At 68.8% G+C, this 24,951-nt stretch carries 23 protein-coding genes and 1 rRNA gene; 19 read left to right on the top strand and 5 right to left on the bottom strand.

The features are described from left to right. Positions 1–59: 59 nt before the first annotated feature. A 5S ribosomal RNA gene (gene rrf, locus EZ216_RS16880) occupies positions 60–172 on the top strand. A 126-nt stretch (positions 173–298) separates the two neighbouring features. Here rrf and EZ216_RS16875 read toward each other — a convergent pair. Together EZ216_RS16875 and EZ216_RS16870 are read right to left on the bottom strand one after the other, a co-directional pair. Continuing rightward, entirely contained in the window at positions 299–1,984 is a 1,686-nt protein-coding gene (locus tag EZ216_RS16875; RefSeq protein ID WP_135250960.1) for an AMP-binding protein, read from the bottom strand. A gap of 47 nt (positions 1,985–2,031) precedes the next feature. Next, positions 2,032–2,775, bottom strand: a complete 744-nt coding sequence (locus tag EZ216_RS16870) for an FFLEELY motif protein (RefSeq protein WP_135250959.1) — start codon at positions 2,773–2,775, stop codon at positions 2,032–2,034. A gap of 67 nt (positions 2,776–2,842) precedes the next feature. Here EZ216_RS16870 and EZ216_RS16865 point away from each other — a divergent pair, with 67 nt between their 5' ends. The 7 genes from EZ216_RS16865 (at position 2,843) to EZ216_RS16835 (ending at position 11,834) form a co-directional block, all read left to right on the top strand. Continuing rightward, positions 2,843–3,349 (top strand): hypothetical protein, encoded by a 507-nt coding sequence (locus EZ216_RS16865; protein ID WP_135250958.1) that lies wholly within the window; start codon positions 2,843–2,845, stop codon positions 3,347–3,349. Positions 3,350–3,352: 3 nt separating this feature from the next. Then, on the top strand, positions 3,353–4,951 hold the full coding sequence (locus tag EZ216_RS16860) for a GMC family oxidoreductase (RefSeq protein WP_135250957.1): 1,599 nt from the start codon (positions 3,353–3,355) through the stop codon (positions 4,949–4,951). Then, on the top strand, positions 4,951–5,850 hold the full coding sequence (locus EZ216_RS16855; protein ID WP_135250956.1) for an esterase/lipase family protein: 900 nt from the start codon (positions 4,951–4,953) through the stop codon (positions 5,848–5,850). Before EZ216_RS16860 ends, EZ216_RS16855 begins: the two co-directional genes overlap by 1 nt. Before the next feature lie 51 nt (positions 5,851–5,901). Further along, entirely contained in the window at positions 5,902–7,020 is a 1,119-nt protein-coding gene (locus tag EZ216_RS16850) for a response regulator (protein WP_135250955.1), read from the top strand. Positions 7,021–7,036: 16 nt separating this feature from the next. After that, on the top strand, positions 7,037–10,360 hold the full coding sequence (locus EZ216_RS16845; protein ID WP_205959697.1) for a hybrid sensor histidine kinase/response regulator: 3,324 nt from the start codon (positions 7,037–7,039) through the stop codon (positions 10,358–10,360). 128 nt (positions 10,361–10,488) lie between these two features. After that, positions 10,489–11,127, top strand: a complete 639-nt coding sequence (locus EZ216_RS16840) for a helix-turn-helix transcriptional regulator (protein WP_167772944.1) — start codon at positions 10,489–10,491, stop codon at positions 11,125–11,127. 50 nt (positions 11,128–11,177) lie between these two features. Then, a complete protein-coding gene (locus EZ216_RS16835; RefSeq protein WP_135250952.1) occupies positions 11,178–11,834 on the top strand; it encodes a Crp/Fnr family transcriptional regulator in 657 nt (218 codons plus the stop codon). Here EZ216_RS16835 and EZ216_RS16830 read toward each other — a convergent pair. Then, positions 11,800–12,369 (bottom strand): adenylate/guanylate cyclase domain-containing protein, encoded by a 570-nt coding sequence (locus EZ216_RS16830; RefSeq protein WP_135250951.1) that lies wholly within the window; start codon positions 12,367–12,369, stop codon positions 11,800–11,802. The two genes, EZ216_RS16835 and EZ216_RS16830, sit on opposite strands and share 35 nt — an antisense overlap. A 98-nt stretch (positions 12,370–12,467) precedes the next feature. Then, complete coding sequence (hppD, locus tag EZ216_RS16825; RefSeq protein ID WP_135250950.1) at positions 12,468–13,607, bottom strand: 4-hydroxyphenylpyruvate dioxygenase; 1,140 nt, start codon at positions 13,605–13,607, stop codon at positions 12,468–12,470. Positions 13,608–13,726: 119 nt separating this feature from the next. On the opposite strand from hppD, the gene EZ216_RS16820 reads away from it, so the two are divergent. The 9 genes from EZ216_RS16820 (at position 13,727) to EZ216_RS16780 (ending at position 22,755) form a co-directional block, all read left to right on the top strand. Beyond that, complete coding sequence (locus tag EZ216_RS16820) at positions 13,727–14,209, top strand: Lrp/AsnC family transcriptional regulator (RefSeq protein ID WP_135250949.1); 483 nt, start codon at positions 13,727–13,729, stop codon at positions 14,207–14,209. Positions 14,210–14,319: 110 nt separating this feature from the next. After that, positions 14,320–14,976 carry a GNAT family N-acetyltransferase gene (locus EZ216_RS16815; protein WP_135250948.1) on the top strand — a complete coding sequence of 219 codons (657 nt, stop codon included), beginning with the start codon at positions 14,320–14,322 and terminating at the stop codon, positions 14,974–14,976. A gap of 81 nt (positions 14,977–15,057) precedes the next feature. Next, positions 15,058–15,945 carry a CorC family transporter gene (locus tag EZ216_RS16810; RefSeq protein ID WP_135250947.1) on the top strand — a complete coding sequence of 296 codons (888 nt, stop codon included), beginning with the start codon at positions 15,058–15,060 and terminating at the stop codon, positions 15,943–15,945. Continuing rightward, complete coding sequence (lnt, locus tag EZ216_RS16805; RefSeq protein WP_135250946.1) at positions 15,942–17,480, top strand: apolipoprotein N-acyltransferase; 1,539 nt, start codon at positions 15,942–15,944, stop codon at positions 17,478–17,480. Before EZ216_RS16810 ends, lnt begins: the two co-directional genes overlap by 4 nt. An 11-nt stretch (positions 17,481–17,491) precedes the next feature. After that, a complete protein-coding gene (glyQ, locus tag EZ216_RS16800) occupies positions 17,492–18,397 on the top strand; it encodes a glycine--tRNA ligase subunit alpha (protein ID WP_135250945.1) in 906 nt (301 codons plus the stop codon). Between the two features lie 2 nt (positions 18,398–18,399). Beyond that, positions 18,400–20,508, top strand: a complete 2,109-nt coding sequence (glyS, locus tag EZ216_RS16795; protein WP_135250944.1) for a glycine--tRNA ligase subunit beta — start codon at positions 18,400–18,402, stop codon at positions 20,506–20,508. Next, positions 20,505–21,071 (top strand): D-glycero-beta-D-manno-heptose 1,7-bisphosphate 7-phosphatase, encoded by a 567-nt coding sequence (gene gmhB / locus EZ216_RS16790; RefSeq protein WP_135250943.1) that lies wholly within the window; start codon positions 20,505–20,507, stop codon positions 21,069–21,071. Before glyS ends, gmhB begins: the two co-directional genes overlap by 4 nt. Positions 21,072–21,075: 4 nt before the next feature. Continuing rightward, complete coding sequence (locus EZ216_RS16785; protein ID WP_135250942.1) at positions 21,076–21,810, top strand: lysophospholipid acyltransferase family protein; 735 nt, start codon at positions 21,076–21,078, stop codon at positions 21,808–21,810. 51 nt (positions 21,811–21,861) lie between these two features. Beyond that, positions 21,862–22,755 carry a M48 family metallopeptidase gene (locus EZ216_RS16780; protein WP_135250941.1) on the top strand — a complete coding sequence of 298 codons (894 nt, stop codon included), beginning with the start codon at positions 21,862–21,864 and terminating at the stop codon, positions 22,753–22,755. Between the two features lie 89 nt (positions 22,756–22,844). On the opposite strand, the gene EZ216_RS16775 is transcribed toward EZ216_RS16780, so the two are convergent. Then, the gene (locus EZ216_RS16775; RefSeq protein ID WP_135250940.1) at positions 22,845–23,918 is read right to left on the bottom strand and encodes an MBL fold metallo-hydrolase; all 1,074 of its coding nucleotides are present in this window, start codon (positions 23,916–23,918) and stop codon (positions 22,845–22,847) included. Positions 23,919–24,032: 114 nt separating this feature from the next. On the opposite strand from EZ216_RS16775, the gene EZ216_RS16770 reads away from it, so the two are divergent. Together EZ216_RS16770 and EZ216_RS16765 are read left to right on the top strand one after the other, a co-directional pair. Continuing rightward, entirely contained in the window at positions 24,033–24,449 is a 417-nt protein-coding gene (locus EZ216_RS16770) for a MerR family transcriptional regulator (RefSeq protein ID WP_135250939.1), read from the top strand. Positions 24,450–24,483: 34 nt separating this feature from the next. Next, the gene (locus EZ216_RS16765; protein WP_135250938.1) at positions 24,484–24,942 is read left to right on the top strand and encodes a PaaI family thioesterase; all 459 of its coding nucleotides are present in this window, start codon (positions 24,484–24,486) and stop codon (positions 24,940–24,942) included. The last annotated feature ends 9 nt before the right edge of the window (positions 24,943–24,951 follow it).

The following is a 24,951-nucleotide window of genomic DNA, read 5'->3' as shown; positions in this document are numbered from 1 at the left end:
CTGATTTAGCTCTATGAATTGGTCGTCCTGCATGCAATGCAGGCCGGCAAAAAGTTATGCCTGATGACCATAGCGAGGTGGTCCCACTCCTTCCCATCCCGAACAGGACAGTGAAACGCCTCTGCGCCGATGATAGTGCGGATTCCCGTGTGAAAGTAGGACATCGTCAGGCTATTACAGCGGCAAGAGCCCGGTGAGAAATCACCGGGCTTTTTGCTTTTCTGGCGTGAAATTCCCGGAAATAACCGAGGCGCGCGGAAACAGCCACAGTCTGCGGCTGTGCTAGGACTTGGCCCGCTTATTTCCCGTTTCGCAGCTCGCGGCGCAAGATCTTCCCGACGTTGGTCTTGGGCAAGTCCTCGCGGAACTCGATGTATTTGGGCACCTTGTAGCCGGTGAGGTTCTGGCGACAGAACTTGGCCACATCGTCTTCGGTCAGGATCGGGTCGTTCTTCACCACGAACACCTTGATCGTCTCGCCCGATTTCTCGTCCGCCACACCGACGGCCGCGCACTCGATGACCCCGGGACAGGTGGAAATCACGTTCTCCAGTTCGTTGGGGAACACGTTGAAGCCGCTGACCAGGATCATGTCCTTCTTGCGGTCGATGATCTTCGTGTAGCCGCGGTCATCCATGATGCCGACGTCGCCGGTGCGCATGAAACCGTCCGGCGTGAACGCGCGCAGCGTCTCTTCTGCCTGGTTGTAGTAGCCGCGCATCACGTTTGGGCCCTTGATGCAGATCTCGCCTGGGTCGCCGATGGGCAGGCTGCGCCCTTCGTCGTCCTTGATCGCGACCTCGATGCTGGGCAGCGGCAGACCGATGCTGCCGGAGAACTCCTTGCTCAGCACGGGGTTGTTGGTGCCGATGGCGCAGGTTTCGCTCATCCCCCAGCCTTCCACCATCGTGCAGCCGGTCGCTCTCTGCCATGCGCGCGCTGTTCCCTCAGAAGCGGCCATGCCGCCGGCCTGCGAAACGCACAGCTGCGAGAAGTCAATCGAACGGAACTGCGGATGCTGCAGCAGCGCGTTGAACAGCGTGTTCACCGCGGGAAGGATGTGGAACGGCCGGCGCTTCAGCACTTCGATGAACTTGCCGATGTCGCGCGGGTTGGGGACCAGCGTCAGGTGCGCGCCCCAGCGGATGCCCAGCAGGCACAGCGTGAGCGCGAAGATGTGATACAGCGGCAGCGCGGCGACCAGGTTGCAGCGGCTCACGTCGCCCACCCGCGCCAGCGCCGGCGTGAACCACGCCTCCGCCTGCAGGATCGCGGCCACGATGTTGCCGTGCGTCAACACCGCGCCCTTCGAAAGTCCGGTGGTGCCGCCCGTGTATTGCAGGAAGGCGATGGACTCCAGGCTCTGCTCCGTCGGCTTCAGTGGCAGCGAACTGCCTTGGGACAGCGCACGCGCGAACGGTGTCACCTTGCGACCGCCGCCCAGTGGAAGCTTGTACTCCGGGACCAGCTTGGCCAGGTGGCGGACGGCGAAAGTGATCCAACGGCCGTACGCCGCACCCAACAGATCGCCCATCGAAGCCATCACGACGTGCTTCACTGACGTCCGTTCGACGATCTCGGACAGCGTGTGCGCGAAGTTCTCCAGGATGATGATCGCGCTGGCGCCGGAGTCCTTCAGCTGGTGCTCCAGCTCCCGCGCCGTGTACAGCGGGTTGACGTTCACGCAGGTGTAGCCGGCACGCAGGATGGCCGCCATGCTCACGGCGAACTGCGGCACGTTGGGCATCATCAGCGCGACACGCGCCCCGGGTTCCAGCCCCTGTGCCTGCAACCACGCACCCAGCGCCGTGGACAACCGGTCCAGGTCCCCATAAGTCATCCACTGCTCCATGCAGACCGAGAACGGCCGCGACGCGTTCTTGCGGAACGACTCCTCCAGCAGCTGCGTGAGCGAGCGGTACTGCCCCGGGTCGATGTCGTGCGGAATGCCCGCGGGGTAGCTGCGCAGCCAATGCTTTTCCATCCGGTTCTCCTTTTGCGCGCGGATTGTGCGGACCCGGCGCGCAGCGGCTAGGGGACTTGTCCTAGGGTGCGCGCAAGTTCGGTCCCGGAAGCGACAAGATCGCGCTCGTACAGCAGCGCGAACAAGGCCCGCTCGCGCGTATCCACCGTGCGAAGGAAATCCTCCACTGCGCCGGCCCGCTTCGACATGCCGGCGAAGGTATCGAACCCGTTTTCCAGGAACTGTTGCAGTGCCCCGAGCCCAGCGGCCGTGGCAGGGCCGCGCATCATCCGCAGCATCGTCCGCAACCCCGGCATGCGGGTCAGGCGCGCAAGTTCGTGCCCCAGCGCCAGCACCGACCGGAGCTGGTCCTCACGTTCCTCGCGGCGGCCCAGCTCTCGCCACGCGAGTGCATAGCGGTGCGCGGGCGGCGCCGACGCGTCAGCTTGCGCCAGCCACAACCGTCCCATCTGCACGTCCAGGTCTTCCGTCATCGCGTGCAACCGCGCCAGGGCCGCGGCCGTCTGCGCCACGTGCGCGGGAAAGAACTTCTCGATCGCGCCCGCGATGCGCGCGAACTGCTCGTCGCGTTGCGCGTAGTCCTTGTCGCCGTACAGCTCTTCGAGGAAGAACCGCGCGGCCGGCGCATACAACGGGCTGCGCAGCAGGTCAGTGTAGGTGCCGGAGAAGCGATCCGATTGCAGCCGCTTGATCTCCACCAGCGCTTCGTGCAATCCCTGTTCGGTCGCAGCCGACTGCCGCAGCCGGGACACGGCGGCGACGGCGTCGCGGATGGTGCGTGCGGCGTCCATGCAAACCCGCAGTCTAACTAGGCGGCTATGCCTACCTCGCGCGCGGGCGCCCTGCGATAGTGCGTCGATGAAAAGGAGAAGCTGGCTCAAGCTCGGGCTCGCGGCGGGCGCGCTGCTCGCCGCCGGCGGCGGCGCGCTCGCGCTGCTGGAACCCGGCTGGCAGTCCGGCCGGCTCACCGCTTCCGGACGCCGGGTCTTCCTGAACGCGGGCCGGGCTTTCCTCGATGGCAGCTTGCCGGCGGAGCCCTCCGCACGTGAAGCCGCTCTGGCCTCGTTCCTGGACCGCACGGATGCGCTGATCGCCGCGCTGCCCGCCCACGCGCAGCGCGAGCTGTCACAGCTACTGGCCCTGCTAGCGTCCGCTCCCGGCAGACGCGCACTCGCCGGCCTCGTACCCGACTGGCAGGACGCGAACCTCGGCGAATTGCAGCAAGCGCTGCAATCCATGCGCACGTCGCCGCGCGAACTGAAGCAGCAGGCTTACGGCGCCCTGCACGACATCTGCGGCGGCGCGTACTTCTCCGACGTCGGCACCTGGGCACGCCTCGGCTATCCCGGGCCGATGGAGATCTGAAGCGTGAGCAAACTCCCCGACCCGGTGAAGGAAGGCCTGGCGCGCGGCTGGCAGGTGAAGGGCGGCCCGCACGGCGCAGCCCCGGAGCGCGTGGACTGTGACGTCGCCATCGTCGGCACCGGCGCGGGCGCCGGCATCACCGCGGAAATCCTCGCCAAGGCGGGCCTCAAGGTCGTGCTGGTCGAAGAAGGCCCGCTGCGGACCAGCACCGACTTCCGCCAGCGCGAGTCGGACGCCTACCCCTCGCTGTACCAGGAGAGCGCCGCGCGCAAGACGCGCGACAAGGCGATCAACATCCTGCAGGGCCGTTGCGTCGGCGGGTCAACCACCGTCAACTGGACCAGCTCGTTCCGCACGCCCAGCCCGACGCTCGCTTTCTGGCGCGACCACTTCGAGCTTGCCGACTTCCACGACGACGATCTCGCGCCCTTCTTCCTGCAGGCGGAACGCCGGCTCTCCATCGGGCCCTGGCTCGCCGCGCCCAACGAAAACAACGACCTGTTGCGCCGTGGCGCGGCCAAGCTGGGCATCCCCGCCGCGGCCATCCTGCGCAACGTCAAGGGCTGCTGGAACCTCGGCTCCTGCGGCATGGGCTGCCCCACCAATGCCAAGCAGTCGATGCTGGTCACCACCATCCCCTGGGCGCTGGACCACGGCGCGCAGCTGCTGGTGGAAACGCGCGCGCAGCGCTTCGAGCTGGCCAACGGCGAAGTGAAGTCGCTCCTGTGCGAGCCGGCTTCCGGCGCGGGCCCCGGGACCCGCATCACGGCGAAACACTATGTGCTGGCCGGCGGCGCCATCAACTCGCCCGCCGTCCTGCTGCGTTCTCAGGCGCCCGACCCGCATGGCAGGCTGGGCGCCCGCACCTTCCTGCACCCGACGCTGCTCAGCGCCGCGCACATGCCCGGCAAGGTGGAAGGCTGGCAAGGCGCGCCGCAGACCATCTACACCGACCACTTCCTCGGCACGCAGCCGATCGACGGCCCCATCGGCTACAAGCTGGAAGCGCCGCCCATCCATCCCGTGATCTTCGCGTCCACGCTCACCGGCATCGGGCAGGAGCAGGCGCAGATGCTCTCGCGCTTCGCATTCACGCACGTGCTCATCGCGCTGTTGCGCGACGGCTTCCATCCCGAGTCGCCCGGCGGCACGGTGCGCCTGCGTGGCGACGGCAGCGCCGAACTCGACTACGCGCTGGACGCCTACACGCTGGAAGGCGCGCGGCGAGCGATGCTCAGCATGGCCGAAATCCAATTCGCGGCCGGCGCCGAACAGGTCGCGCCGGTTCACGAACTGGCCAAGCCCTATCGCAGCTGGGTGGAGGCACGCGAAGCCATCAACGCATTGCCGATGGTGCCCCGCCTGACCAAGGTGGCCAGCGCGCATGTGATGGGCGGCTGCGCCTTCGCCGGCCGCGCCGACCTGGGCGTGACGCGCCCCGATGGCGTGCACTGGCAATTGCGCAATCTCTCCATCCACGACGGCTCGATCTTCCCCACCAGCATCGGCGCCAACCCGCAGTTGTCGATCTACGGCATCGTCAACCGGCTGGCCCAGGGCCTGGCGCACCGGATGACGGGCCGCGACGTCATACTCGCCTGATGCCCGTCGTCTCGCGGCTCGCGCGGCTGCAACAGCTGCTGGTGGCCGGCCTCTTTCTCCTTGCCTTTCTTTGGCTCATGGGGTGGTGGTCCACGCGGCCGGTGCTGGCGTGCGCCGGTGCCGTGGTCATCGTGCTGGTCCACGCCATCGTGCTGGCGGTTGAGTTCGTGCTGCTGCGCGTCGCCAGCGGCGCCGACCCCGCTCCGAAACCCGCGTGGGGTCAGGTGACTGCGGCGTGGTGGCGCGAAGTGGTCCAGGACATCGTCGTGTTCGGCTGGCGCCAGCCGTTCGCGTGGCGCGCCGAGCCGGACCGCCTCGACGGCGCGCGGGGGCGCACCGGCTTCGTCTTCGTCCACGGCTTCGTCTGCAACCGCGGGTTCTGGACCCCTTGGCTGCGGCAAGCGCGTGTCCTCGGACATTCGTTCGCCGCGGTGAACCTGGAGCCGGTGTTCGGCTCGATCGACCACTACGCGGACATCGTTGAAGACGCCGTCGCCAAAGTCGCGGCTGCAACCGGAAAGCCGCCGATGCTCGTCTGCCACAGCATGGGCGGCCTGGCCGCGCGGGCCTGGCTGCGGCGGTACGGTGGCGTATCGCGCGTGGCGCGCGTGGTCACGATCGGCACGCCTCACCAAGGCACCTGGCTCGCGCGCTTCAGCCGTTTGCCCAACGGCCGCCAGATGCGCATCGGCGGCGATTGGCTGCAAGAACTGGCGGGCCATGCCCACGACATCCCGTTCACGTGCTGGTATTCCAACTGCGACAACATCGTGTTCCCGCCTTCGACCGCCACGCTTCCCGGCGCGGACAACCAGCACCTCGGCGGCGCGGGACACGTGGACCTGGCTTTCCGGCAGCAAGTGATCGACAGGACCTTCGCGCTGGCGCACGCCCTGTAAGATCGACGCACGCGGCGAAACGTCGCCGCGGCAGCAACACCACGCATTCCCATGGCCCTGATCGTCCTGATGGAAGACGACGCCGGCACCCGGACGCTGATCGCGTCGGTGCTGAAGAAGGACGGCCATGAAGTGCTGCAGGCGGAAGACGGCGCGCAGGGCCTGCTGCTGGTCGAAGAAAGGCGTCCGCACCTCGTCATCAGCGACGTGCAGATGCCCCAGCTGAACGGCTTCCAGATGCTGGCCGCGCTGCGCCAGAACCAGGTCATCGCCGCCACGCCGGTCATCCTGCTGACCTCGCTGCAGGAGCGCGCGCACATGCGCATCGGCATGACCACCGGCGCCGACGACTACATCACCAAGCCGTTCCGCCCGGGTGAGTTGCGCGACGCGGTGAGCGCGCAGTTGAACAAGCGCGAGATGCAGGCGAGCCTGCAGGGGTTGGCCGTCGACAAGGCGGTGCAGGCCGCGCTGGAAGAGCAGCGCCACCAATTGGCCAAGCTGTACGAGCAGCGCCTGGCCGTCGAACTGAGCGAGCGCTGGCCCAGCGGCGACGGCCAGGCGGCGGACGAGAAATTCCCCAGCGCCAGCGTCCTCTTCGTCGACATCCCCAACTACGCCGGCGTCGCCGAGCGGCTGAACCCGGCCGAGCTGACCGAGCTGGTGCGCCGCTTCTACGGCAGCGCCAACGACACGGCCCACCTCTTCGGCGCCCGGCATATCCAGTTCATCGGCGAAGGCGTGCTGGCGGTGTTCATCGATGCCACCGACACGCGCACCGTCAACCACGGGTTGCGCGCGGCGCGCGCGGCATTGGGCCTGGTGGAAGCCGGCAAGACCATCCAGCACTACCTGGCCGCCACCTACCCCGGGCGCAACCTGCCGCGTTTCGTCGCGCACGTGGCCCTCCACGCGGGGCCTGTCGCACTCACGGTGCTGCACGACCCGCTGCATGCGCCGCGTCCGCAGACCTTGCCGATCGGCGATGCCGTCGCGGCCGCCATGCAGCTGCAGCGGCAGGGCCGCACGCTGGGCTGGCCGGTCGTCGCCAGCGTCGCGGCCTTGCGCATGGTGACCGGCGCGGTGGACATCGGGCGCCGCGCGCTGGTGCAATTGCCCGGCCGCAGCGCGCCGATCGACGTGGCCGAGATCACCGGCCTCGCGCACTGAGGCGATGGCTCGGCGCATGTACCCGCTCGGCCGGCTGTTGGCGGCCGGCCTGTTGCTCCTGGCCACGCTGCCGGCGTTGCTCTCGGCCTTCGAGCTGGCCCGCGCGGGCCGCGACTCGGTGGAGACGCTGGCCGGCAAGATCCTCGGGCAGGTCGCGTCGGTCGTGCAGACGGGCACCGAAGCGCACCTGCGGCAGGCGCACGACGTGCTCAACGGATTGGTGTCCGAGCGTCCCAGCCCGGGCGAACTGCAGCGGCTGCGGCGTGAGCTGCTCAGCCCCGAGCGGTTCGAAGCCGTCGCTTACGCTCTCGTACGCCAGTCACCCGACATCGGCATCGTGCACGTCGGCACCCGCCGCGGCGAGTACCTTGGGCTTGCGCCCGCGCGCGATGCCACGGCCCGCGTGTCGCTGCGGCGCGAAGGCGGCACGGAACTCGGGGTGTTCGAGGTCGTCACGCCGGGGGACCGCAGCCGGCCGCTGCCATCGTCGCCCGCCTTCGAGCCGCGCAGCACCGGCTGGTACTCGGGCGCCATGCAGGCCAAGGACCGGGTGTTCTCGCCCGTGCAGGTGTCGGCCGACGGCCGCGAACTGCTGGTGACGCTGTCGCAGCCGGTCTATGACGAGGACACCGGCGCGGCGGGCGTGCTGGGCGCCGAGCTGCGCCTGAAGCGGCTGGCCGACAACCTGCGCACCCAGCGCATCAGCTCACACGGCGCCGCGTACATCGTCGACGAGCGCGGCGCGCTGGTGGCCAGCTCCGCGGGCGACACGCTCTTCACGCAGAACGGAGGCGCGCCGGTGAGGCAGGGCCCGGCCGACAGCTTCAACCCCGTCATCCGCGCCAGCTTCGCCGCGCTGCAGGCCGCGCAGGCGAACCGCACGCAGGACAGCGTCGCGATGGACACCAGCCTGCGCCGGCTTTCCGGCCCGGGCGGCGATGCGCTGTTGACGGTACAGCGGCCATTCGGCGAAGCGCTGGGCTTGCGCTGGACGCTGGTCGTCGCCGCGCCCGAAAGCGACTTCACCGGCGAGCTGGACGAAGGCTGGCGCCGCGCGCTGATGGTGATGGCGCTGCTGGTGCTGCTCGGCGCCGCCGCCGCATTTGCCATGGCGCGCGGCCTGGGGCGCCGCTTGGGCAACCTGAGCGTGGCGGCGGGCCAGATCGGCCGCGGCGAGGTGCCGGTCATCGAGGACCGCACGCGCATCCGCGAAGTGCACGAACTCTCGCGCGTGTTGCACGACAGCGCCGAGCAGTTGCAGGGTTACCGCCGGCAGGTGGAAGACGACGCGCGCGAACTGCAGCGGGTGAACGAAAGCCTGGAGCAGCGCGTGCGCGAACGCACCACCCAGCTGGAAGCATCACGCGAAGAGGCACTGAGCGCCGCGCGGGCCAAGGCGGCTTTCCTGGCGACCATGAGCCACGAGATCCGCACGCCGCTCAACGGCGTGGTGGGCATGAGCACGCTGCTGGCGGAGACCCGGCTCGACCCCGAGCAGCGCGACTACCTGCAGACCATCCGCATCTCCAGCGACCAGCTGCTGGCCGTCATCAACGACGTGCTGGACTTCTCCAAGATCGAGTCCGGCAAGCTGGACCTCGAGCGCGAGCCGCTCAGCGTGCGCGGCGCGGTGGAGGAGGCGTGCGACATCGCCGCGCCACGTGCGCGCGAGAAAGGGCTGGAGCTGATCGTCGACGTGCCGGAAGACGGCCCCGAGGCGGTGCCGCCGGCCATCCTGGGCGACGTGACGCGCATCCGCCAGGTGCTGATCAACCTGGTGAACAACGCGGTGAAGTTCACCTCGCAGGGCGAAGTCGCGGTGCACGCGCGCCGGCTGCCCGGCGTGGATGCGCAGGGCCGCTGCACGCTGGAATTCCGCGTGCAGGACAGCGGCATCGGCATCCCGCCCGATCGCGTGGGTGCGCTGTTCCAGGCGTTCACGCAGGTGGACGCGTCCACCACACGAAAGTACGGCGGCACCGGCCTGGGCCTGGCCATCTGCAAGCGGCTGGTGGAGATGATGGGCGGCGACATCGGCGTGAAAAGCCGGCTGGGCGAAGGCTCCACGTTCTGGTTCACCGTGGTGGCGGAGCCGGCGCAGGCCGTGCAACCCATCGCGCCGGCGCAGGCCGCGGCCCTGGGCGGCGTGCACGTGCTGGTGGTCGACGACCATGCCACCAACGTGCGTGTGCTCACGCGGCAACTTCAGCTGTGGGGCATGGCCGTGACGAGCGCGTCTTCCGGCGCGCAGGCATTGCAGGTGCTGGCGCAAGCGGCGCAGCCGCCGCGGCTGGTGGTCACCGACATGCACATGCCCGAGATGGACGGCGTGGCCCTCGCACGCGCGCTGCGCGCGGACGAGCGTTGGCGCGGGATCCGCATCGTCCTGCTCAGCTCCGGCTTCATGCCGGCGGGCGAGGAGAGCGCCACGCTGTTCGATGCCCGCCTGCTCAAGCCCGCGCGGCAGAACCAGCTGTTCGACGCGCTGGCCCGCTGCCTCAGCGCCGACCCGGGCGCCGCGCGCGGGCAGGCCGAAGCGCCGGATCGCCGCAAGGGCGTGACGGTGCTGGTCGCGGACGACAACGCGGTGAACCTGAAGGTGGCTTGCGCGATGCTGCTCAAGCTGGGCTACGAAGTGCGCACCGCGGTGGATGGCCGCGAGGCGGTGGAAGCCGTGGCGCGGTTCCACGCACAGGGCGGCGCCTTCGGCGCCGTGCTGATGGACGTGAACATGCCCGACGTCGACGGGCTGGAAGCCACGCGGCAGATCCAGGCCACGTGGGGATCGGACGCGCCGCCGATCATCGCGCTGACCGCCGCCGCGTCCGCCGAGGACCGCCTGCGCTGCGAAGCCGCGGGCATGGACGACTACCTCACCAAGCCGCTGCAGGTCGCGGCGCTGGCGCAGACGCTGGACAAATGGCTTGCTCAGGAAAAGCCGGCATCCCAGCCTGCGCCGGTGTTCGCGGCGGCGCAGGCCGCGGAGGTCGGCGATGCGGCGCTGATGGATTTCGGCCGCCTGCAGGAATTCCGCGACTACGACGACGAAGATTTGTCGATGACGCACGAGGTGATCGGCCTCTTCATCGCCGATGCGCCACAGCGCATCGAAGCCATTGCGCAGGCGGTCGGTGCCGCGGACGCGGGCGCGCTGTCGCAAGCGGCGCATGCGCTCAAGGGGGCCGCCTCGAACATTGGCGCCGTGGCGATGCAGAAGCTGGCCGCGGCGCTGGAATCGGACGCGCGCGGCGGTGGCGTCCCTGTGGATGCGGCGGAGCGCGTGGCTGCATTGCGCCTGCTCTGGGACCGCACGCACCGGGTGCTCGCCAGCTGGGCCTGATCCCTCGCGGCGCATGACCGCGCGGTGAACCAGGTCACAGGAATTGCGGGCCTTGTTTACTGGCCCGCGTCCTTCATCCTGCCTAACCTCTTCCCCTGTTTTCCACGAACAACAGAGGAGGAATGGAAATGGAAGCCAACCTGCAGGCCACCGTGGCGGCCGAACCGCGCTGGGCATCGCCCTCGATGCTGGACCTGGTGCTCGACGAACTCGCCTATGGCGTGGCGCTGGCCACGCGCGAAGGCGAGCTGCTGCACGCCAACCACGCCGCGCGGCACGAACTGGCGCGGCGCCGCGCCCTGCTGGTTCACAACGGACGGCTGCGCGCGCAGGCGCCGCAAGACGCGCCGCTGCTGCAGGAAGCGCTGGCCAAGGCGGCGGGCGGCCGCCGCAGCCTCATCACGCTGGGCAACGACGAGGCGGAGCGCGTGTGCCTGGCCGTCGTCCCGGTCCGGGGCCGCGAAGGTCAGGCCGGTGTCGCCGCGCTGCTGTTCTCGCGCGCATCGGTGTGCGAATCGCTGATGCTCTGCTTCTTCGCCCGCAACCACTCGCTCACGCCGGCGGAAGAAAACGTGCTGGCCCACCTGTGCCGCGGCCACTCGGCGCCGGAAGTCGCGCGGCTGCTCGAGGTGGCGGTGTCCACCATCCGCAGCCACGTGCGCAGCCTGTGCGCCAAGACGCGGTCCAGCGGCGTGCGCGAGCTGGTCAGCCGCGTCGCCATGCTGCCGCCGGTGGCCACCGCGCTGCTGTACGAGCCGGTGCATTGACGCGCGGCTTCCGCGCGTTGCTCTGCTAGAGTGGCCCAAGGGAGGTCACGATGGCCACGTTCGATGCGGCAGCGCGCGAGCGCCTGCTCGCGCGGCTCGAACCAACGATCGCCTCGCTGGCGCGCGCCGGCCGGTTGCGCGGCTACCCGCGCAACGCGGTCATCGTGCACGAGGGCGAGGCGGGCGACGACACTTTCGTGCTGCTGCAGGGCCGCGTGAAGGTCTACTCGTCCGACCTGGACGGCCGCGAGATCACCTACGGCGTCATCGAGGCCGGCGACTACTTCGCCGACATGTGGTTCGACGGCCAGCCTCGCTCGGCCTCGGTGATGACGCTGGAAGACTGCATCTGCTCCGTCGTGCCGCGCGCGGCGATGGAAGATCTTCTCGCCAGCATGCCGGCACTGGCGCGCCTGATGCTGGCCCGGATGACGGCGCGCGTGCGCACTGCCACCACCAAGCTGCGCGACCTGGCGCTCAAGGACGTGTACGGCCGCGTGGTCAGCGTGCTGGAAGGCCAGCGCGGGCCGGCCACGGTCAGCGAGCCGGTCACGTTGTATCCGCTGACGCACCAGGCTTTGGCCAGCCGCGTGGGCTCTTCGCGCGAGATGGTCAGCCGGTTGCTGAAAGACCTGGAGCGCGGCGGCTACGTCGAGCTCGGCGTCAAGCGCATCACGCTGAAGAAGAAGCTGCCGCCTCGCTGGTAAGCGGTTCCGGCAGCATGCGCCAGGCCCGCACGGGCTGGCTGAAGTGACGCACCTGGTGCGTACCGGCATCACGGCTGCGGGTGGCCAGGTCCGGATCCAGCAACTCGCGTACGGCATGGGAGACGTACAGCTCGCCGGGCGCGGCCAGCTTCACCAACCTTGCCGCGAGGTTGACGTCCGAACCGTAGATGTCGAATTCATCGGCCACGAATTGCGCGACGTGGGCCGCGATGCGAAGGCGCAGCGGCTCGGCGCCCGCCGCCTCCCCGCACAGCCGCAGCAATTCGAAGGAAGTGCCGACCGCCGCGCCGGTGTCGTGGAACTCCAGCATCAGCCCGTCGCCCGTGCTCTTGAGGATGCGCCCACCGCGCGGCGGCAGCACTTGGTCGCGCGCCTGCCGCATGAACTGCTGCCAGCGGCGGATGAAGCCCGGCTCGTCGCCTTCCATGAGCCGGACCGATTCGACGACGTCCAGCAACACGATCACGCGCGTGCGCCGTTCTTCGGTGAAAGCATCGGCGCGCAGGGGAGTCATGGGGCGCGGATTGTCCGGCGGCCCCCCAAAGGCGGATGACACGCGAGAGCCACGCGACCCGTCAGGACTGACAGTCGCCGAAGAAGGCGCCGGAAACCTCAGCCGCCTTGTGCCAGCACGCCGCGGCGCATCTGGTCCAGCTCCATCGTCTCGAACAGCGCCTTGAAATTGCCTTCGCCGAAACCTTCGTTGCCCTTGCGCTGGATGAACTCGAAGAAGATCGGGCCCAGCTGGTTCTCGCTGAAGATCTGCAGCAGCAGCTCGCCGGGCTGGCCGTCCACCAGGATGTTGCGCTGCTGCAGCGCTTCGATGTCTTCGGACAGCTGCGGGATGCGCCTGGGCAGCAGCTCGTAGTACGTCTCGCTGGTGTTCAGCAGCTTCACGCCCGCCAGCTGCAGCGAGTCGACGGTGTCGTACAGGTTGGTCGAACCCAGCGCGATGTGCTGGATGCCTTCGCCGCGGTACTTGTCCAGGTACTCCTGGATCTGGCCGGCCTTCTCGTTGCCTTCCTCGTTGATCGGGATGCGGATCTTTCCGCACGGGCTGGTCATGGCCTTGCTCTTCACGCCGGTGGCCTGGCCTTCGATGTCGAAGTAGCGGATCTCGCGGAAGTTGAACAGGCGCTCGTAGAACTCCGACCATTCGGCCATGCGGCCGCGGTGCACGTTGTGCGTGAGGTGGTCGATGTACGTGAGCCCGAAGCCGGCCGGGTTCAGCGCGCCGGCGCCCATCGCGCCCGGCAGCGGCTCGAAGTCCACGTCGAAGAAGCCGATGTTGCCGATGTCGCCTTCCTGCGCGCCGTTCTTGCCGCGCCAGCGGTCCACCAGGTAGATCAGCGAATCGCCGATGCCCTTGATCGCGGGGATGTTCAGCTCGCCCGGGCCCGCCTGCCCGGCGTAGCCCCAGGCGCCCTGCGAGATGGCGCGCTCGTACGCCGCCTTGGCGTCCTGCACGCGGAAGGCGATGGCGCAGATGCTGGGCCCGTGCAGGCGCGCGAAGCGCTGCGCGAAGGAATCCGGCTCGGCGTTGACGATGAAGTTGATGCCGCCCTGGCGGTACAGCACCACGTCCTTGTGGCGGTGGCGCGCGATGGCGCGGAAGCCCATGCGCTCGAACAGCTCGCCCATCGCCTGCGGGTCCGGCGCGGCGTACTCGATGAATTCGAAACCGTCGGTCCCCATCGGGTTGTCCCAGCCCTGGAAGACTCGGGTGGCTTGGGCGGGCAGGGCGGAGTTCATGGCGCGGGGTCTCCGGGTGCTTGGGTGGTTGCGGCGAGCCGCCACTTTAGGCGCTTGGCCAAGCAATTTTCCGCCGGAGATCGGCTTGGAAAGGCCTGGTAGCTCAATAAAATTGTGCGATGCCCGAATCCGCCGCACTCGACAAGCTCGACAAGTCCATCCTGCGCGCGCTGCAGGCCAACGGGCGGGAGACTTACGACGTCATCGGCGAACAGGTGGGCCTGTCGCCCAGCGCCGTGCTGCGGCGGGTGAAGCGGCTGGAGGAGGCCGGCATCATCGACCGCTACGTGGCCCTGGTGCGGCCGGAGGCGATCGGCCTGGGCCTCACCGCGTACATCAACGTCCGTCTCGAAAAGCACACCGAGACCCACAAGCGCAACCCGATGGACGTCTTCCGTGCCAGCGTGCAGGGCTGGCCCGAGGTGGTGGAATGCGCCGCGCTCACCGGCGAGATGGATTTCCTGCTGCGCGTCGTCGTCCAGGACATGGCGCACTACAGCCGCTTCATCATGGACACGCTGCTCAAGCACCCCAGCGTGCAGGACTGCAAGACCAGCTTCGTGCTCGACAGCGTCAAGGCCACCACCGCGATGCCGATCTAGGCGTCATGGGCACAAGATTGTGAGTTTTGACTCACATCGGATTTAGGTAGAACTACCTGCCCACCCTGCTCAAAGCTTGGCGGCGGCGGGATCACCCTTAAATTCCTCCCATGGTTTCCGCACCCGAGACGTTGCGCGATCCCGTGGTGGTCCCGATCCGCTCGATGGGGCCCAGCCACCGGGGGCGCATCGAGACGCACCTGTTGTCGCTGGGGCCGGACGACCGCTACCTGCGCTTCGGCTACCAGGCCACGGATGAGCAGGTCCAGCGCTACGTCGCCCAGCTCGACTTCGAGCACGACGACGTGTTCGGCATCTACAACCGCAAGCTCGAACTCATCGCCATGGCGCACCTGGCGTTCTCGCGCGACCCGCAGGCCAACCGCTGCGCCGAATTCGGCGTGTCGGTGCTGGCCAAGGCGCGTGGGCGCGGCTACGGCTCGCGCCTGTTCGAGCGCGCCGCCATCCACGCCCGCAACGAAGGCGTGGACCTGCTTTTCATCCACGCACTGAGCGAGAACCAGGCGATGCTGAAGATCGCGCGCAAGGCGGGCGCGACGCTGGAACGCTTCGGCAGCGAGACCGAGGCGCACCTGCGCCTGCCGCCGGCCACGCTGGATTCACGGATGAGCGAGTTGCTGGTCGAACAGATCGCCCAGACCGACTACCGGCTCAAGCGCCAGGTGAAGAGCTTCTGGGACTTCCTGGCCGGCGTGCGGGAAACCCGGCAGGGCGTGCGCGAAGGCCGCCACAAGTCCGGCAGCTGATCCCCGCCGGCTGGACGGTTCGTCACCGTCGCGCAAAGGGGTTTGCGCTATCCTAGTTGCCCCTCCACCACCGCACGCCCTGTGTCCGACCCTCACCCTGCGCGGCCGCACGAAAAGGAAGACCGCCGCACGTTCCTGCAGAAGGTCGCCGAGTTCATCCATCCGGGACCCGATTCGCGCGACGAACTGATCGAAACCCTGGCCGACGCCGAAGACAACGAGATCATCGACGCCGAGTCGCGCGTGATGCTCGAAGGCGTGATCCGCATGGCGGACCTCACCGCCGGCGACGTGATGGTGGCGGCGCCGCGCATGGACCTGGTGAACATCGATTCGCCGTACGAGGACATCCTGCATCTCGTCATCGACACGGCGCACTCGCGCTTCCCGGTGTACGAAGGCGACCGCGAGAACATCATCGGCATCCTGCTCGCCAAGGACCTGCTCAAGCTGCAGCGCGCGCCCGAGCTGAACATCCGCGCGCTGCTGCGCCCGGCCGTGTTCGTGCCGGAGAGCAAGGGCCTGAACGACCTGCTGCGCGAGTTCCGCGGCAACCGCAACCACCTGGCGGTGGTGATCGACGAGTTCGGCCGCATCGCCGGGCTGATCACCATCGAGGACGTGCTGGAGCAGATCGTCGGCGAGATCGAGGACGAGTTCGACATCGCCGAGGAAGACGGCGACATCTTCGCGCTGGCCGACCGCACCTACCGCGTCAGCGGCGACACGGCCATCGAGCGCGTGAACGAGGCGTTCGGCGTGCAGCTGAACACCGCCGCCGACGGCGACGACGGCGAGCACCGTTTCGAGACCATCGGCGGCCTGATCGCGCACGAGATGGGCCACGTGCCCAAGCGCGGCGAGCACCACACCCTGGGCGGCCTCAACTTCGTCGTGCTGCACACCAAGGGCGGCGCCGTGCGCTGGTTCAAGGTGGCGCCGGTGAGCACGGACGACAACACCGGGTGACGCCCAGGCTGCGTCCCGCCGCGCTGCGCTGGGCGCTGGCGCCCGTGGCCGGCCTGGCCCAGGCCGCTTCCATCGCACTTCCGGGCAGCGGCCAGCCGGCATGGTGGCTGCAGCTGCTCTCGCTGACGGTGCTCGCGGGCTGCGTCACGCATGCCGCGTCGGTGCGCCAGGCCTTCGGGCTCGCGTGGGCCTTCGCCACCTGCTGGCTGGCCGGCACGTTCTGGTGGCTGTACATCTCCATGCACTCGTATGGCGGACTGGCGGCGCCGCTGGCCGCGCTGGCGGTGCTGGCGCTCGCCGCTTTCCTGGGCAGCTACTACGCGTTCGCCGCCGCGGTGCATCGCAGGCTGGCGCCGGCGCGACCTTGGCTGGCGATCCCGGGCTTCGCGGCGCTGTGGTTGCTGGCGGAGCTGATGCGCGGGCGCTGGTTCACCGGCTTCCCGTGGGGCGCGGGTGGGTACGCGCACCTCGACGGGCCGCTCGAAGGGCTGGCGCCGTGGATCGGCGTGTACGGCATCGGCTTCGTCGCGGCCGCGTTCGCGCAAGCCATCGCGCTGATGCCGGCGCTGTGGCGAAGCACGCGCTACTGGGTCGCGCTGGGAACGGTGGCGATGGTGGTCGCAGCCGCGACCGAAGGTGCACCCGAATGGGACCGCCGCGCCGGCACGCCGCTGTCCGTCACGCTGCTGCAAGGCAACATCCCGCAGGACGAGAAATTCGAAGGCCATACCGGCGTGCCGCTCGCGCTGCAGTGGTACGGCGAGCGGCTGCTGGGCAGCACCACGGCCCTGGTGGTCGCGCCCGAAACCGCCATCCCGCTGCTGCCGCAGCAGCTGCCCGAGAACTACCTGCAGGACATCGCGGCGCGCTTCACCAAGGGAAACCAGGCCGCGCTGCTCGGCATGCCGCTGGGCAGCTTCCAGGATGGCTACACCAATTCGGTCGTCGGCCTGAAGCCCGGCGCCGACGCGTACCGGTTCGACAAGCACCACCTCGTGCCTTTCGGCGAATTCATCCCGCCGCTGTTCCGCTGGTTCACCGACCTGATGAACATCCCGCTGGGTGATTTCAACCGCGGGCCCGTGGGCCAGTCTTCGTTCGAGTTCCAGGGCCAGCGCCTGGCGCCGAACATCTGCTACGAAGACCTCTTCGGCGAGGAACTGGCCGCGCGCTTCCTCGAGCCGGCGCGCTCACCGACCGTGTTCGTCAACGTCAGCAACATCGGCTGGTTCGGCGACACGCTGGCGATCGACCAGCACCTGCACATCAGCCGCATGCGCGCGCTGGAGTTCGCGCGGCCGGTGATCCGCGCCACCAACACCGGCGCCACCGCGTTCATCGACCACCGCGCGCGGGTCACGCAGATGTTCCCGCGCTTCACCCGCGGCGCCCTAGTGGGCGAGGTGGAAGGCCGCGAAGGCACGACGCCTTTTGCCTGGTGGGCAGCACGGTTGGGGCTGTGGCCGCTGTGGATCGTGGGCATCGCTCCGCTTTTGCCAGCGGCGCTGCGGCTTCGCAGGAGAGCGCCCACTTAAAATCGGGGCAAATGCTCTCCTTCCAGCAAATCATCCTGAAACTGCAGTCGTACTGGGACGCCCAGGGCTGCGCGCTGCTGCAGCCCTACGACATGGAAGTGGGCGCCGGCACCTCGCACACCGCCACCTTCCTGCGCGCCATCGGCCCCGAGCCGTGGAAGGCCGCCTACGTGCAGCCCAGCCGCCGCCCCAAGGACGGCCGCTACGGCGAGAACCCCAACCGCCTGCAGCACTACTACCAGTACCAGGTGGTGCTCAAGCCCGCGCCGGCCAACATCCTGGAGCTGTACCTGGGTTCGCTGGAAGCCCTGGGCTTCGATCTGAAGAAGAACGACATCCGCTTCGTCGAGGACGACTGGGAGAACCCCACGCTGGGTGCCTGGGGCCTGGGCTGGGAAGTCTGGCTGAACGGCATGGAGGTCACGCAGTTCACCTACTTCCAGCAGGTGGGCGGCATCGACTGCAAGCCGATCACCGGCGAGATCACCTACGGCCTGGAACGCCTGGCCATGTACCTGCAGGGCGTGGACAACGTCTACGACCTGAAGTGGACCGAAGGCCTTTCGTACGGCGACGTGTACCTGCAGAACGAGAAGGAACAGTCGGCCTACAACTTCGAGCACAGCGACACCGAGTTCCTGTTCACCGCGTTCGGCGCGCACGAGAAGCAGGCCAGGTACCTGATGGAGCAGCAGTTGGCGCTGCCTGCCTACGAGCAGGTGCTGAAGGCCGCGCACACCTTCAACCTGCTGGACGCGCGCGGCGCCATCAGCGTCACCGAGCGCGCCGCGTACATCGGCCGCATCCGCAATCTCGCGCGCAGCGTCGCGCAGGCTTACTACGACAGCCGCGAGCGCCTGGGCTTTCCCATGGCGCCGCGCGAGTGGGTCGCGCAACTGTCGAAGAAGGCAGCGTGACCATGGCCAACGACAAGAACCTGCTGGTCGAGCTGTTCGTCGAGGAACTGCCGCCCAAGGCCCTGAAGAAGCTGGGCGAGTCTTTCGGCCACACGCTGCTGGACCAACTGAAGTCGCAAGGCCTGCTGGCCGCGGACTCCGCGCTCACCACTTTCGCTTCGCCGCGCCGCCTGGCCGCGCGCGTGACGAACGTGGCCGGCAAGGCCGCCGACAAGGCCGTGTCGCAAAAGCTCATGCCCGTGAGCGTGGGCCTGGATGCGCAAGGCCAGCCCACGCCGGCGCTGGTGAAGAAGCTGCAGGCGCTGGGCGCCGACGCTTCCGCCGCCGCCAGCCTGAAGCGCGCCATGGACGGCAAGGCCGAGGCGCTGTTCTACGAAAGTACCGCGCGCGGCGCGTCGCTGGCGGAAGGCCTGCAGAAAGCGCTGGCCGAAGCCATCGCGAAGCTGCCCATCCCCAAGGTCATGACCTACCAGCTGGCCGACGGCTGGACCGACGTGAAGTTCGTGCGGCCTGCGCACGCGCTGGTCGCACTGCACGGCTCGGACGTCGTGCCGGTGGAGGCCCTCGGCCTGAAGGCGGGCAACACGACGCAAGGCCACCGCTTCGAATCCAGGGGCGCGGTGACCATCCCCGACGCGGACGGTTATGCGCAGGCCCTCGAGAAGGAAGGCGCGGTCATCGCCAGCTTCGAAGCCCGCCGCGCCGAGATCGCGCGCCAGCTGCAGGTCGCCGCGCAGAACGTGGGTTCCGGCGCGAAGCCGATCGAGGACGATGCGCTGCTCGACGAAGTCACCGGGCTGGTCGAGCGCCCCAACGTGCTCACCTGCCAGTTCGAGCAGCAGTTTCTGGAAGTGCCGCAGGAATGCCTCATCCTCACGATGAAGGCCAACCAGAAGTACTTCCCGCTGCTGGACGCGCAGGGCAGGCTCACGCACCGCTTCCTGGTGGTGAGCAACATCCGCCCGCAGGACCCCTCGGCCGTCATCGGCGGCAACGAGCGCGTGGTGCGCCCGCGCCTGGCCGACGCCAAGTTCTTTTTCGACCAGGACCGCAAGAAGCCGCTGGAATCGCGCGTCGCCGGCCTGGGCAAGGTCGTGTACCACAACAAGCTGGGCACGCAGGGCGAGCGCGTGCAGCGCGTGCGCGCGCTGGCGCAGGTGATCGGCGCGAATTGGGAGGGCGACCTGCTCGCGCGCAAGGCCGACCAGGCCGCGATGCTGGCCAAGGCCGACCTGCTGACCGACATGGTGGGCGAGTTCCCCGAGCTGCAAGGCATCATGGGCCGCTACTACGCGCAGGCCGACGGCCTGCCCGGCGACATCGCCGACGCGATCGAGGACCACTACAAGCCGCGCTTCGCCGGCGACGCGCTGCCGCGCGGCTCGGCCGGCGTGGTGGTCGCGCTGGCCGACAAACTGGAGACGCTGGCCGGCCTGTTCTCCATCGGCCAGCTGCCCACCGGCGACAAGGACCCGTTCGCGCTGCGCCGCCACGCGCTGGGCATCGTGCGCATGCTGATCGAGCGCGACCTGCCGCTGGGCCTGGACCGGCTGATCGCCGAAGCGCTGGCGCTGTTCCCGCAGGCACCCAGGGACACGGCCGCGCAGCTGTCCGACTTCATCTACGACCGCCTGGCCGGCTCGCTGCGCGAGCAGGGCTACAGCGCGCAGGAGGTGGACGCCGTGCTGGCGCTGCGCCCGCAGCGCCTGGGCGACGTGGCCAAGCGCCTGGCCGCCGTGCGCGCCTTCGCCGCGCTGCCGGAAGCGCCCGCGCTGGCCGCGGCCAACAAGCGCATCGGCAACATCCTGAAGAAGGCGGAAGGTGCGGTGGACCCGCACGTCAGCGAGGTGCTGCTGCAGGAAGACGCCGAGAAGGCGCTGTACGCCGCCACCCGCGACCTGGCGCCCACGGCGAAAGCCAGGTTCGACGCCGGCGACTACACCGGCTCGCTGCAGACGCTGGCCGCGCTGCGCGGCCCGGTGGACGCGTTCTTCGACGGCGTGATGGTCAACGCCGAACAGACCGACCTGCGCCTGAACCGGCTGGGCCTGCTGGCCACGCTGCACGGCGCGATGAACCGCGTGGCCGATCTTTCCCGCCTGGTGTCATGAAACTCGTCATCCTCGACCGCGACGGCACCATCAACGCCGACAGCGACGAATTCATCAAGTCGCCCCAGGAGTGGCAGCCGCTGCCCGGCGCGCTGGAAGCCATCGCGCGGCTGAACCACGCCGGCTGGCACGTGGCCATCGCGTCCAACCAGTCGGGCCTGGGCCGAGGCCTGTTCGACGTGGCTTCGCTCAACGCCATGCACGCCAAGATGCACAAGCTGCTGTCCGCCTTCGGCGGCAGGGTGGACGCGATCTTCTACTGTCCGCACACGCCCGAAGACAACTGCACCTGCCGCAAGCCGTTGCCGGGCCTGTTCGAGCAGATCGGCGAGCGCTTCGGCATCGAGCTGAAGGGCACGCCCGTGGTGGGCGACGGCCTGCGCGACATGCAGGCCGCTGTCGCGGCCGGCTGCGAGCCGCACTTCGTGCTGACCGGCAAGGGCGCGGAATTCCGCGGGCAGCCGCTGCCGGAAGCGTTCCCGGCGGGCACGCGGGTGCACGACGACCTGGCGGCCTTCGCCGACTGGCTGGTGGCGCGCCCTGCCCCGCGCCCGCAGGCCTGACGCCATGGTGTTCATTCGCTCGGCGCTGCACGCGCTGTGGATGCTGGTGACGGTGGTGCCCTGGGCCATCATCATGATCGTGGCTTCGATCTGGCGCCGCGGCGTGCCGATGTACTGGATGGCGGTCACCTGGCTGTCGTGGGCCATGCGCGGGCTGCGCACCCTCTGCGGCGTGCAGTGGCGCGTCACCGGCATGGAAAACCTGCCGCAGGGCACCACCGCGCCCGCCATCCTGCTGGTCAAGCACCAGTCGACGATGGAAACCTTCCTGATGCCGACGCTGATGCCTCACCCGCTGGCCTACGTGTTCAAGAAGGAGCTGCTCTACGTGCCCTTCTTCGGCTGGGCGATGGGCCGGCTGGACATGATCCACATCGACCGCAGCCAGCGCGCGCAGGCGTTCAACAAGGTCGTCGAGCAGGGCAAGCGCCTGCTGGCGCAGGGCATCTGGGTCATCATGTTCCCGGAAGGCACGCGCATCCCGCGCGGGCAGAAGGGCCACTACAAGTCCGGCGGCACGCGGCTGGCCGTGGCCACCGGCGCGCCGGTCATCCCGGTGGCGGTGTCGTCGGCCAAGTGCTGGCCGCGCAAGGCCTTCCTCAAGCGCCCGGGCATCGTGGACGTGTCCATCGGCAAGCCCATCCCCAGCGAAGGCCGCGAACCCGACGAACTGATGCGCGAAGTGGAAGCCTGGATCGAGGCCGAGATGCGCCGGCTCGATCCTGACGCCTACAAGTAACAGCGGGCAGCGCGGCCCTGGTCCACGGCCGGGCTGCCTATACTCGCGCTCGTGCTGAAGCTCATCCAGCTCACGCTCGACCTGTTCGATCCGCCGGCTCCCCCGGCGCTCGCCGCTCCCCCCGAAACCGTCCCGCTGCCGGTGGCCACCGCGCCGGCCGAGCCTTTGGACGCGGTGCTGGCGCCCGCCACCTTCCACCACCCGCGTGCCAACCGGCAGGCGGTGCTGGGCCACACCTTCGTCGCCTACGAATTCAGGCGCGCCAAGCGCCGCACCATCGGCTTCGTGGTCGGCGCCGAGGGCCTGACGGTCAGCGCGCCCAAGTGGGTGCCGCTGGGCGAAGTGGACTCGGCGGTGCAGGAGAAATCGGCCTGGATCCTCTCCAAGCTCGACGCGGCGCGCGACCGGCACGACCGCATCGAGTCGGCGCGCATCCAGTGGCGCGACGGCGCGACCTTCCCGTTCATGGGCGAGGAAGTGATCGTGGTGCTGGACCCGCGGCATGGCGGCGGCGCATTGCTCAACACGGCCGCCGAAGCGCTGCCTGGCGTGCCGCGCCACACGCTGCACGTCGCGCTGCCGCAGCGAGCCACGGGCGAGCAGATCCGCGACGCCGTGCAGGCCTGGCTCATGCGCCAGGCCAAAAGCCTGTTCATCGAGCGCCTCGACCACTTCGCGCCGCAGCTGGGCGTGCAGTGGCGCAAGCTGGCCTTGAGCAACGCCGGCACGCGCTGGGGCACGGCGCATTCGGACGGCACCATCCGCCTGAACTGGCGGCTGATCCATTTCCGGCTGCCGGTCATCGACTACGTGGTGGCGCACGAGCTGTCGCACCTGCGCGTGATGGACCACAGCCCGCGCTTCTGGGACACCGTGGCCACCGTGGTGCCGGACTACGCGCAGCTGCGCGGCCAGCTCAAGGACGAGGCGATTCCGACCTGGTGAATGACGAATGACTTCGCGCTGCGCGCTCGATGACAAATGACTGAGGCCTTTGTCATTCCGCCGCGCAGCGGCGAGTCATCTGTCATTCGTCATGCGGGCGCGCCGAAGCGCCAGATGCCGTCGGCGCCGCGTTCGCGCCGCAACTGCCCCGAATACCAGAGCGCATGCAGGTGCGCCACCGACTCGCCCATCGCGAACGTGGTCTGGTGCAGGTCCAGCGTCCGCTTGAACAGCACCGACAGCATTTCGGCGGCGGTGCCCGGCTTCGCCAGGCAAGCCTCCAGCACCTCGACCAGGCGGTCGCGATGGTGCTCGTGCAGTTGCTCCACGCGGCGGTGCAGGCCGGTGAAGGGCTTGCCGTGCGAAGGCAGCACCAGCGTGCCTTCGGGCAGCGGCTTGAACTTGTCGACGGAAGCGAGGAACAGGCGCAGCGGGTCCGACTCGGGCTCGACGTCGTGCACGCTGATGTTGGTGGAGATGCGCGGCAGCAGCATGTCGCCGCTGACCAGCACCTTCAGCTCGGCGCAGAACAGCGAGATGTGCTCGGGCGCGTGGCCGTAGCCGCTGATGCAGCGCCATTCGCGGCCGCCGATGCGCACGGCGTCGCCGTCCTGCAGCCGCCGGAAGGCGCGCGGCACGGCGGGCACCATGCTGGGGTAGTAGTTGGCGCGGCCGCGGATCTTCTCGAGCGATTCGGGATCCGTCAGCCCATGCGAGGCGAAAAAGTTTGCCGCGCTTTCACCGCCGAACCCGGTGGTCCCCTGCGAAGCCACGCGCGCCGCGTTGTAGTCGGTGGCGCTGATCCACAGGCGGCAGGGATGCCCGGGCGTGCTCCAGCGCTCGCACAGCCAGTGCGCCAGCCCGATGTGGTCGGGGTGCATGTGCGTGACGATCACGCGCAGGATGGGCAGGCCTTCCAGCGAGTTGGCGAACACCTGTTCCCACTGCGCCTTGGCTTCATCGCGGGCGATGCAGCAATCCACCACGGTCCAGCCCTCGCGGCCGTCCAGCCGGTCGCGCAGCAGCCAGAGGTTGATGTGGTCCAGCGCGAACGGCAGCGCCATGCGGATCCAGCGCACGCCGGGCGCCACTTCCAGCGTGCCGCCGGGCGCCGGCAGCTTGTCGCCGAAGGGGTAGTGGAGCTGGGCTTCGAGGGCGTTCATTCGCGGGTCCTGCTGGCGATGAAGAAATTGACGTTGACGTAAACGTCAGATGTAATCGGCCATTCTAGGCAGCGCCGCCGGCGCTTTCCTGTCTCCAGCCATACACCCACACGAATGGCCACCACGTACACCATCAGCGACCTGGCCCGGGAGTTCGACCTCACCACGCGCGCCATGCGCTTCTACGAGGACATGGGCCTGCTGCAGCCCACGCGATCGGGGCCCGGCGGCCGCAACCGCGTCTACACCGCGCGCGACCGCACCCGCCTGAAGCTCACGCTGCGTGCCAAGCGCCTGGGCCTGTCGCTGTCCGAGGCCCGCGAAATCATCGACATGTACGACAGCCCGCGCGACACCGGTCCGCAGCTGAAGAAGTTCCTGGCCATCCTGTCGCAGCATCGCAAGCAGCTGGAAGAGCAGATGGCCGACCTGCAGGCCAACCTGGACGAGGTGCGCGTGCACGAGCGCGAAGCCCGCACGCTGCTGGCCAGGCTGGAGAAGGAAGGCGCGTCGCGGGCGAAAGCGGCATAATTGACGTTTACGTAAACGTCAATTGGAATCCGCCATGCCCACCGAGTTCCAGCCCGCCGATCCCGACTTCGAGCAACGCGTGCGCGCCAGCTTCGGCCGGCAGACCGCCATGGGCACCATCGGTGCCGCCATCGTCCGGGCCGAGCCCGGCGAGGTGGAGATCCAGCTGCCCTACGCGGTCCACCTGACGCAGCAGCACGGCTTCCTGCACGGCGGCATCGTCGGCGCGGCGCTCGACTCGGCCTGCGGCTATGCCGGGTCCACCCTGATGCCCGCCGACGTCGGCGTGCTCAGCATCGAATACAAGATCAACTTCGTCGCGCCCGCCAAGGGGCAGCGCTTCCGCATGGTGGGCACCGTGGTCAAGCCGGGGCGCACCGTCACCGTCGTCGAAGGCCGCGCGTACGCCGTCGATGAAGGCCGCGAGAAGCTGGTGGCCACCATGAGCACCACGCTGATGGCCGTCGTCGGGCGCGAAGACGTCAAGCACTGAACACAGGAG

Origin of the sequence: Ramlibacter humi (assembly GCF_004681975.1) — a bacterium.
GTDB lineage: Bacteria > Pseudomonadota > Gammaproteobacteria > Burkholderiales > Burkholderiaceae_C > Ramlibacter > Ramlibacter humi.
Note: the sequence above shows the minus strand (reverse complement) of the source record. Positions and strands in the feature narration are given on the sequence as shown.

Excerpts from the sequence above, each read along its gene's own strand:
- EZ216_RS16855 (WP_135250956.1), top strand. The coding sequence starts at position 4,951 with ATGCCCGTCGTCTCGCGGCTCGCGCGGCTGCAACAGCTGCTGGTGGCC.
- EZ216_RS16775 (WP_135250940.1), bottom strand. The coding sequence starts at position 23,918 with ATGAACGCCCTCGAAGCCCAGCTCCACTACCCCTTCGGCGACAAGCTG.
- EZ216_RS16765 (WP_135250938.1), top strand. The coding sequence starts at position 24,484 with ATGCCCACCGAGTTCCAGCCCGCCGATCCCGACTTCGAGCAACGCGTG.
- EZ216_RS16830 (WP_135250951.1), bottom strand. The coding sequence starts at position 12,369 with ATGACTCCCCTGCGCGCCGATGCTTTCACCGAAGAACGGCGCACGCGC.
- EZ216_RS16770 (WP_135250939.1), top strand. The coding sequence starts at position 24,033 with ATGGCCACCACGTACACCATCAGCGACCTGGCCCGGGAGTTCGACCTC.
- glyQ (WP_135250945.1), top strand. The coding sequence starts at position 17,492 with ATGCTCTCCTTCCAGCAAATCATCCTGAAACTGCAGTCGTACTGGGAC.
- glyS (WP_135250944.1), top strand. The coding sequence starts at position 18,400 with ATGGCCAACGACAAGAACCTGCTGGTCGAGCTGTTCGTCGAGGAACTG.
- EZ216_RS16820 (WP_135250949.1), top strand. The coding sequence starts at position 13,727 with ATGCCCGAATCCGCCGCACTCGACAAGCTCGACAAGTCCATCCTGCGC.
- EZ216_RS16840 (WP_167772944.1), top strand. The coding sequence starts at position 10,489 with ATGGAAGCCAACCTGCAGGCCACCGTGGCGGCCGAACCGCGCTGGGCA.
- EZ216_RS16850 (WP_135250955.1), top strand. The coding sequence starts at position 5,902 with ATGGCCCTGATCGTCCTGATGGAAGACGACGCCGGCACCCGGACGCTG.
- hppD (WP_135250950.1), bottom strand. The coding sequence starts at position 13,607 with ATGAACTCCGCCCTGCCCGCCCAAGCCACCCGAGTCTTCCAGGGCTGG.
- EZ216_RS16875 (WP_135250960.1), bottom strand. The coding sequence starts at position 1,984 with ATGGAAAAGCATTGGCTGCGCAGCTACCCCGCGGGCATTCCGCACGAC.
- gmhB (WP_135250943.1), top strand. The coding sequence starts at position 20,505 with ATGAAACTCGTCATCCTCGACCGCGACGGCACCATCAACGCCGACAGC.
- EZ216_RS16815 (WP_135250948.1), top strand. The coding sequence starts at position 14,320 with ATGGTTTCCGCACCCGAGACGTTGCGCGATCCCGTGGTGGTCCCGATC.
- EZ216_RS16785 (WP_135250942.1), top strand. The coding sequence starts at position 21,076 with ATGGTGTTCATTCGCTCGGCGCTGCACGCGCTGTGGATGCTGGTGACG.
- EZ216_RS16845 (WP_205959697.1), top strand. The coding sequence starts at position 7,037 with ATGTACCCGCTCGGCCGGCTGTTGGCGGCCGGCCTGTTGCTCCTGGCC.
- EZ216_RS16870 (WP_135250959.1), bottom strand. The coding sequence starts at position 2,775 with ATGGACGCCGCACGCACCATCCGCGACGCCGTCGCCGCCGTGTCCCGG.
- EZ216_RS16865 (WP_135250958.1), top strand. The coding sequence starts at position 2,843 with ATGAAAAGGAGAAGCTGGCTCAAGCTCGGGCTCGCGGCGGGCGCGCTG.
- EZ216_RS16835 (WP_135250952.1), top strand. The coding sequence starts at position 11,178 with ATGGCCACGTTCGATGCGGCAGCGCGCGAGCGCCTGCTCGCGCGGCTC.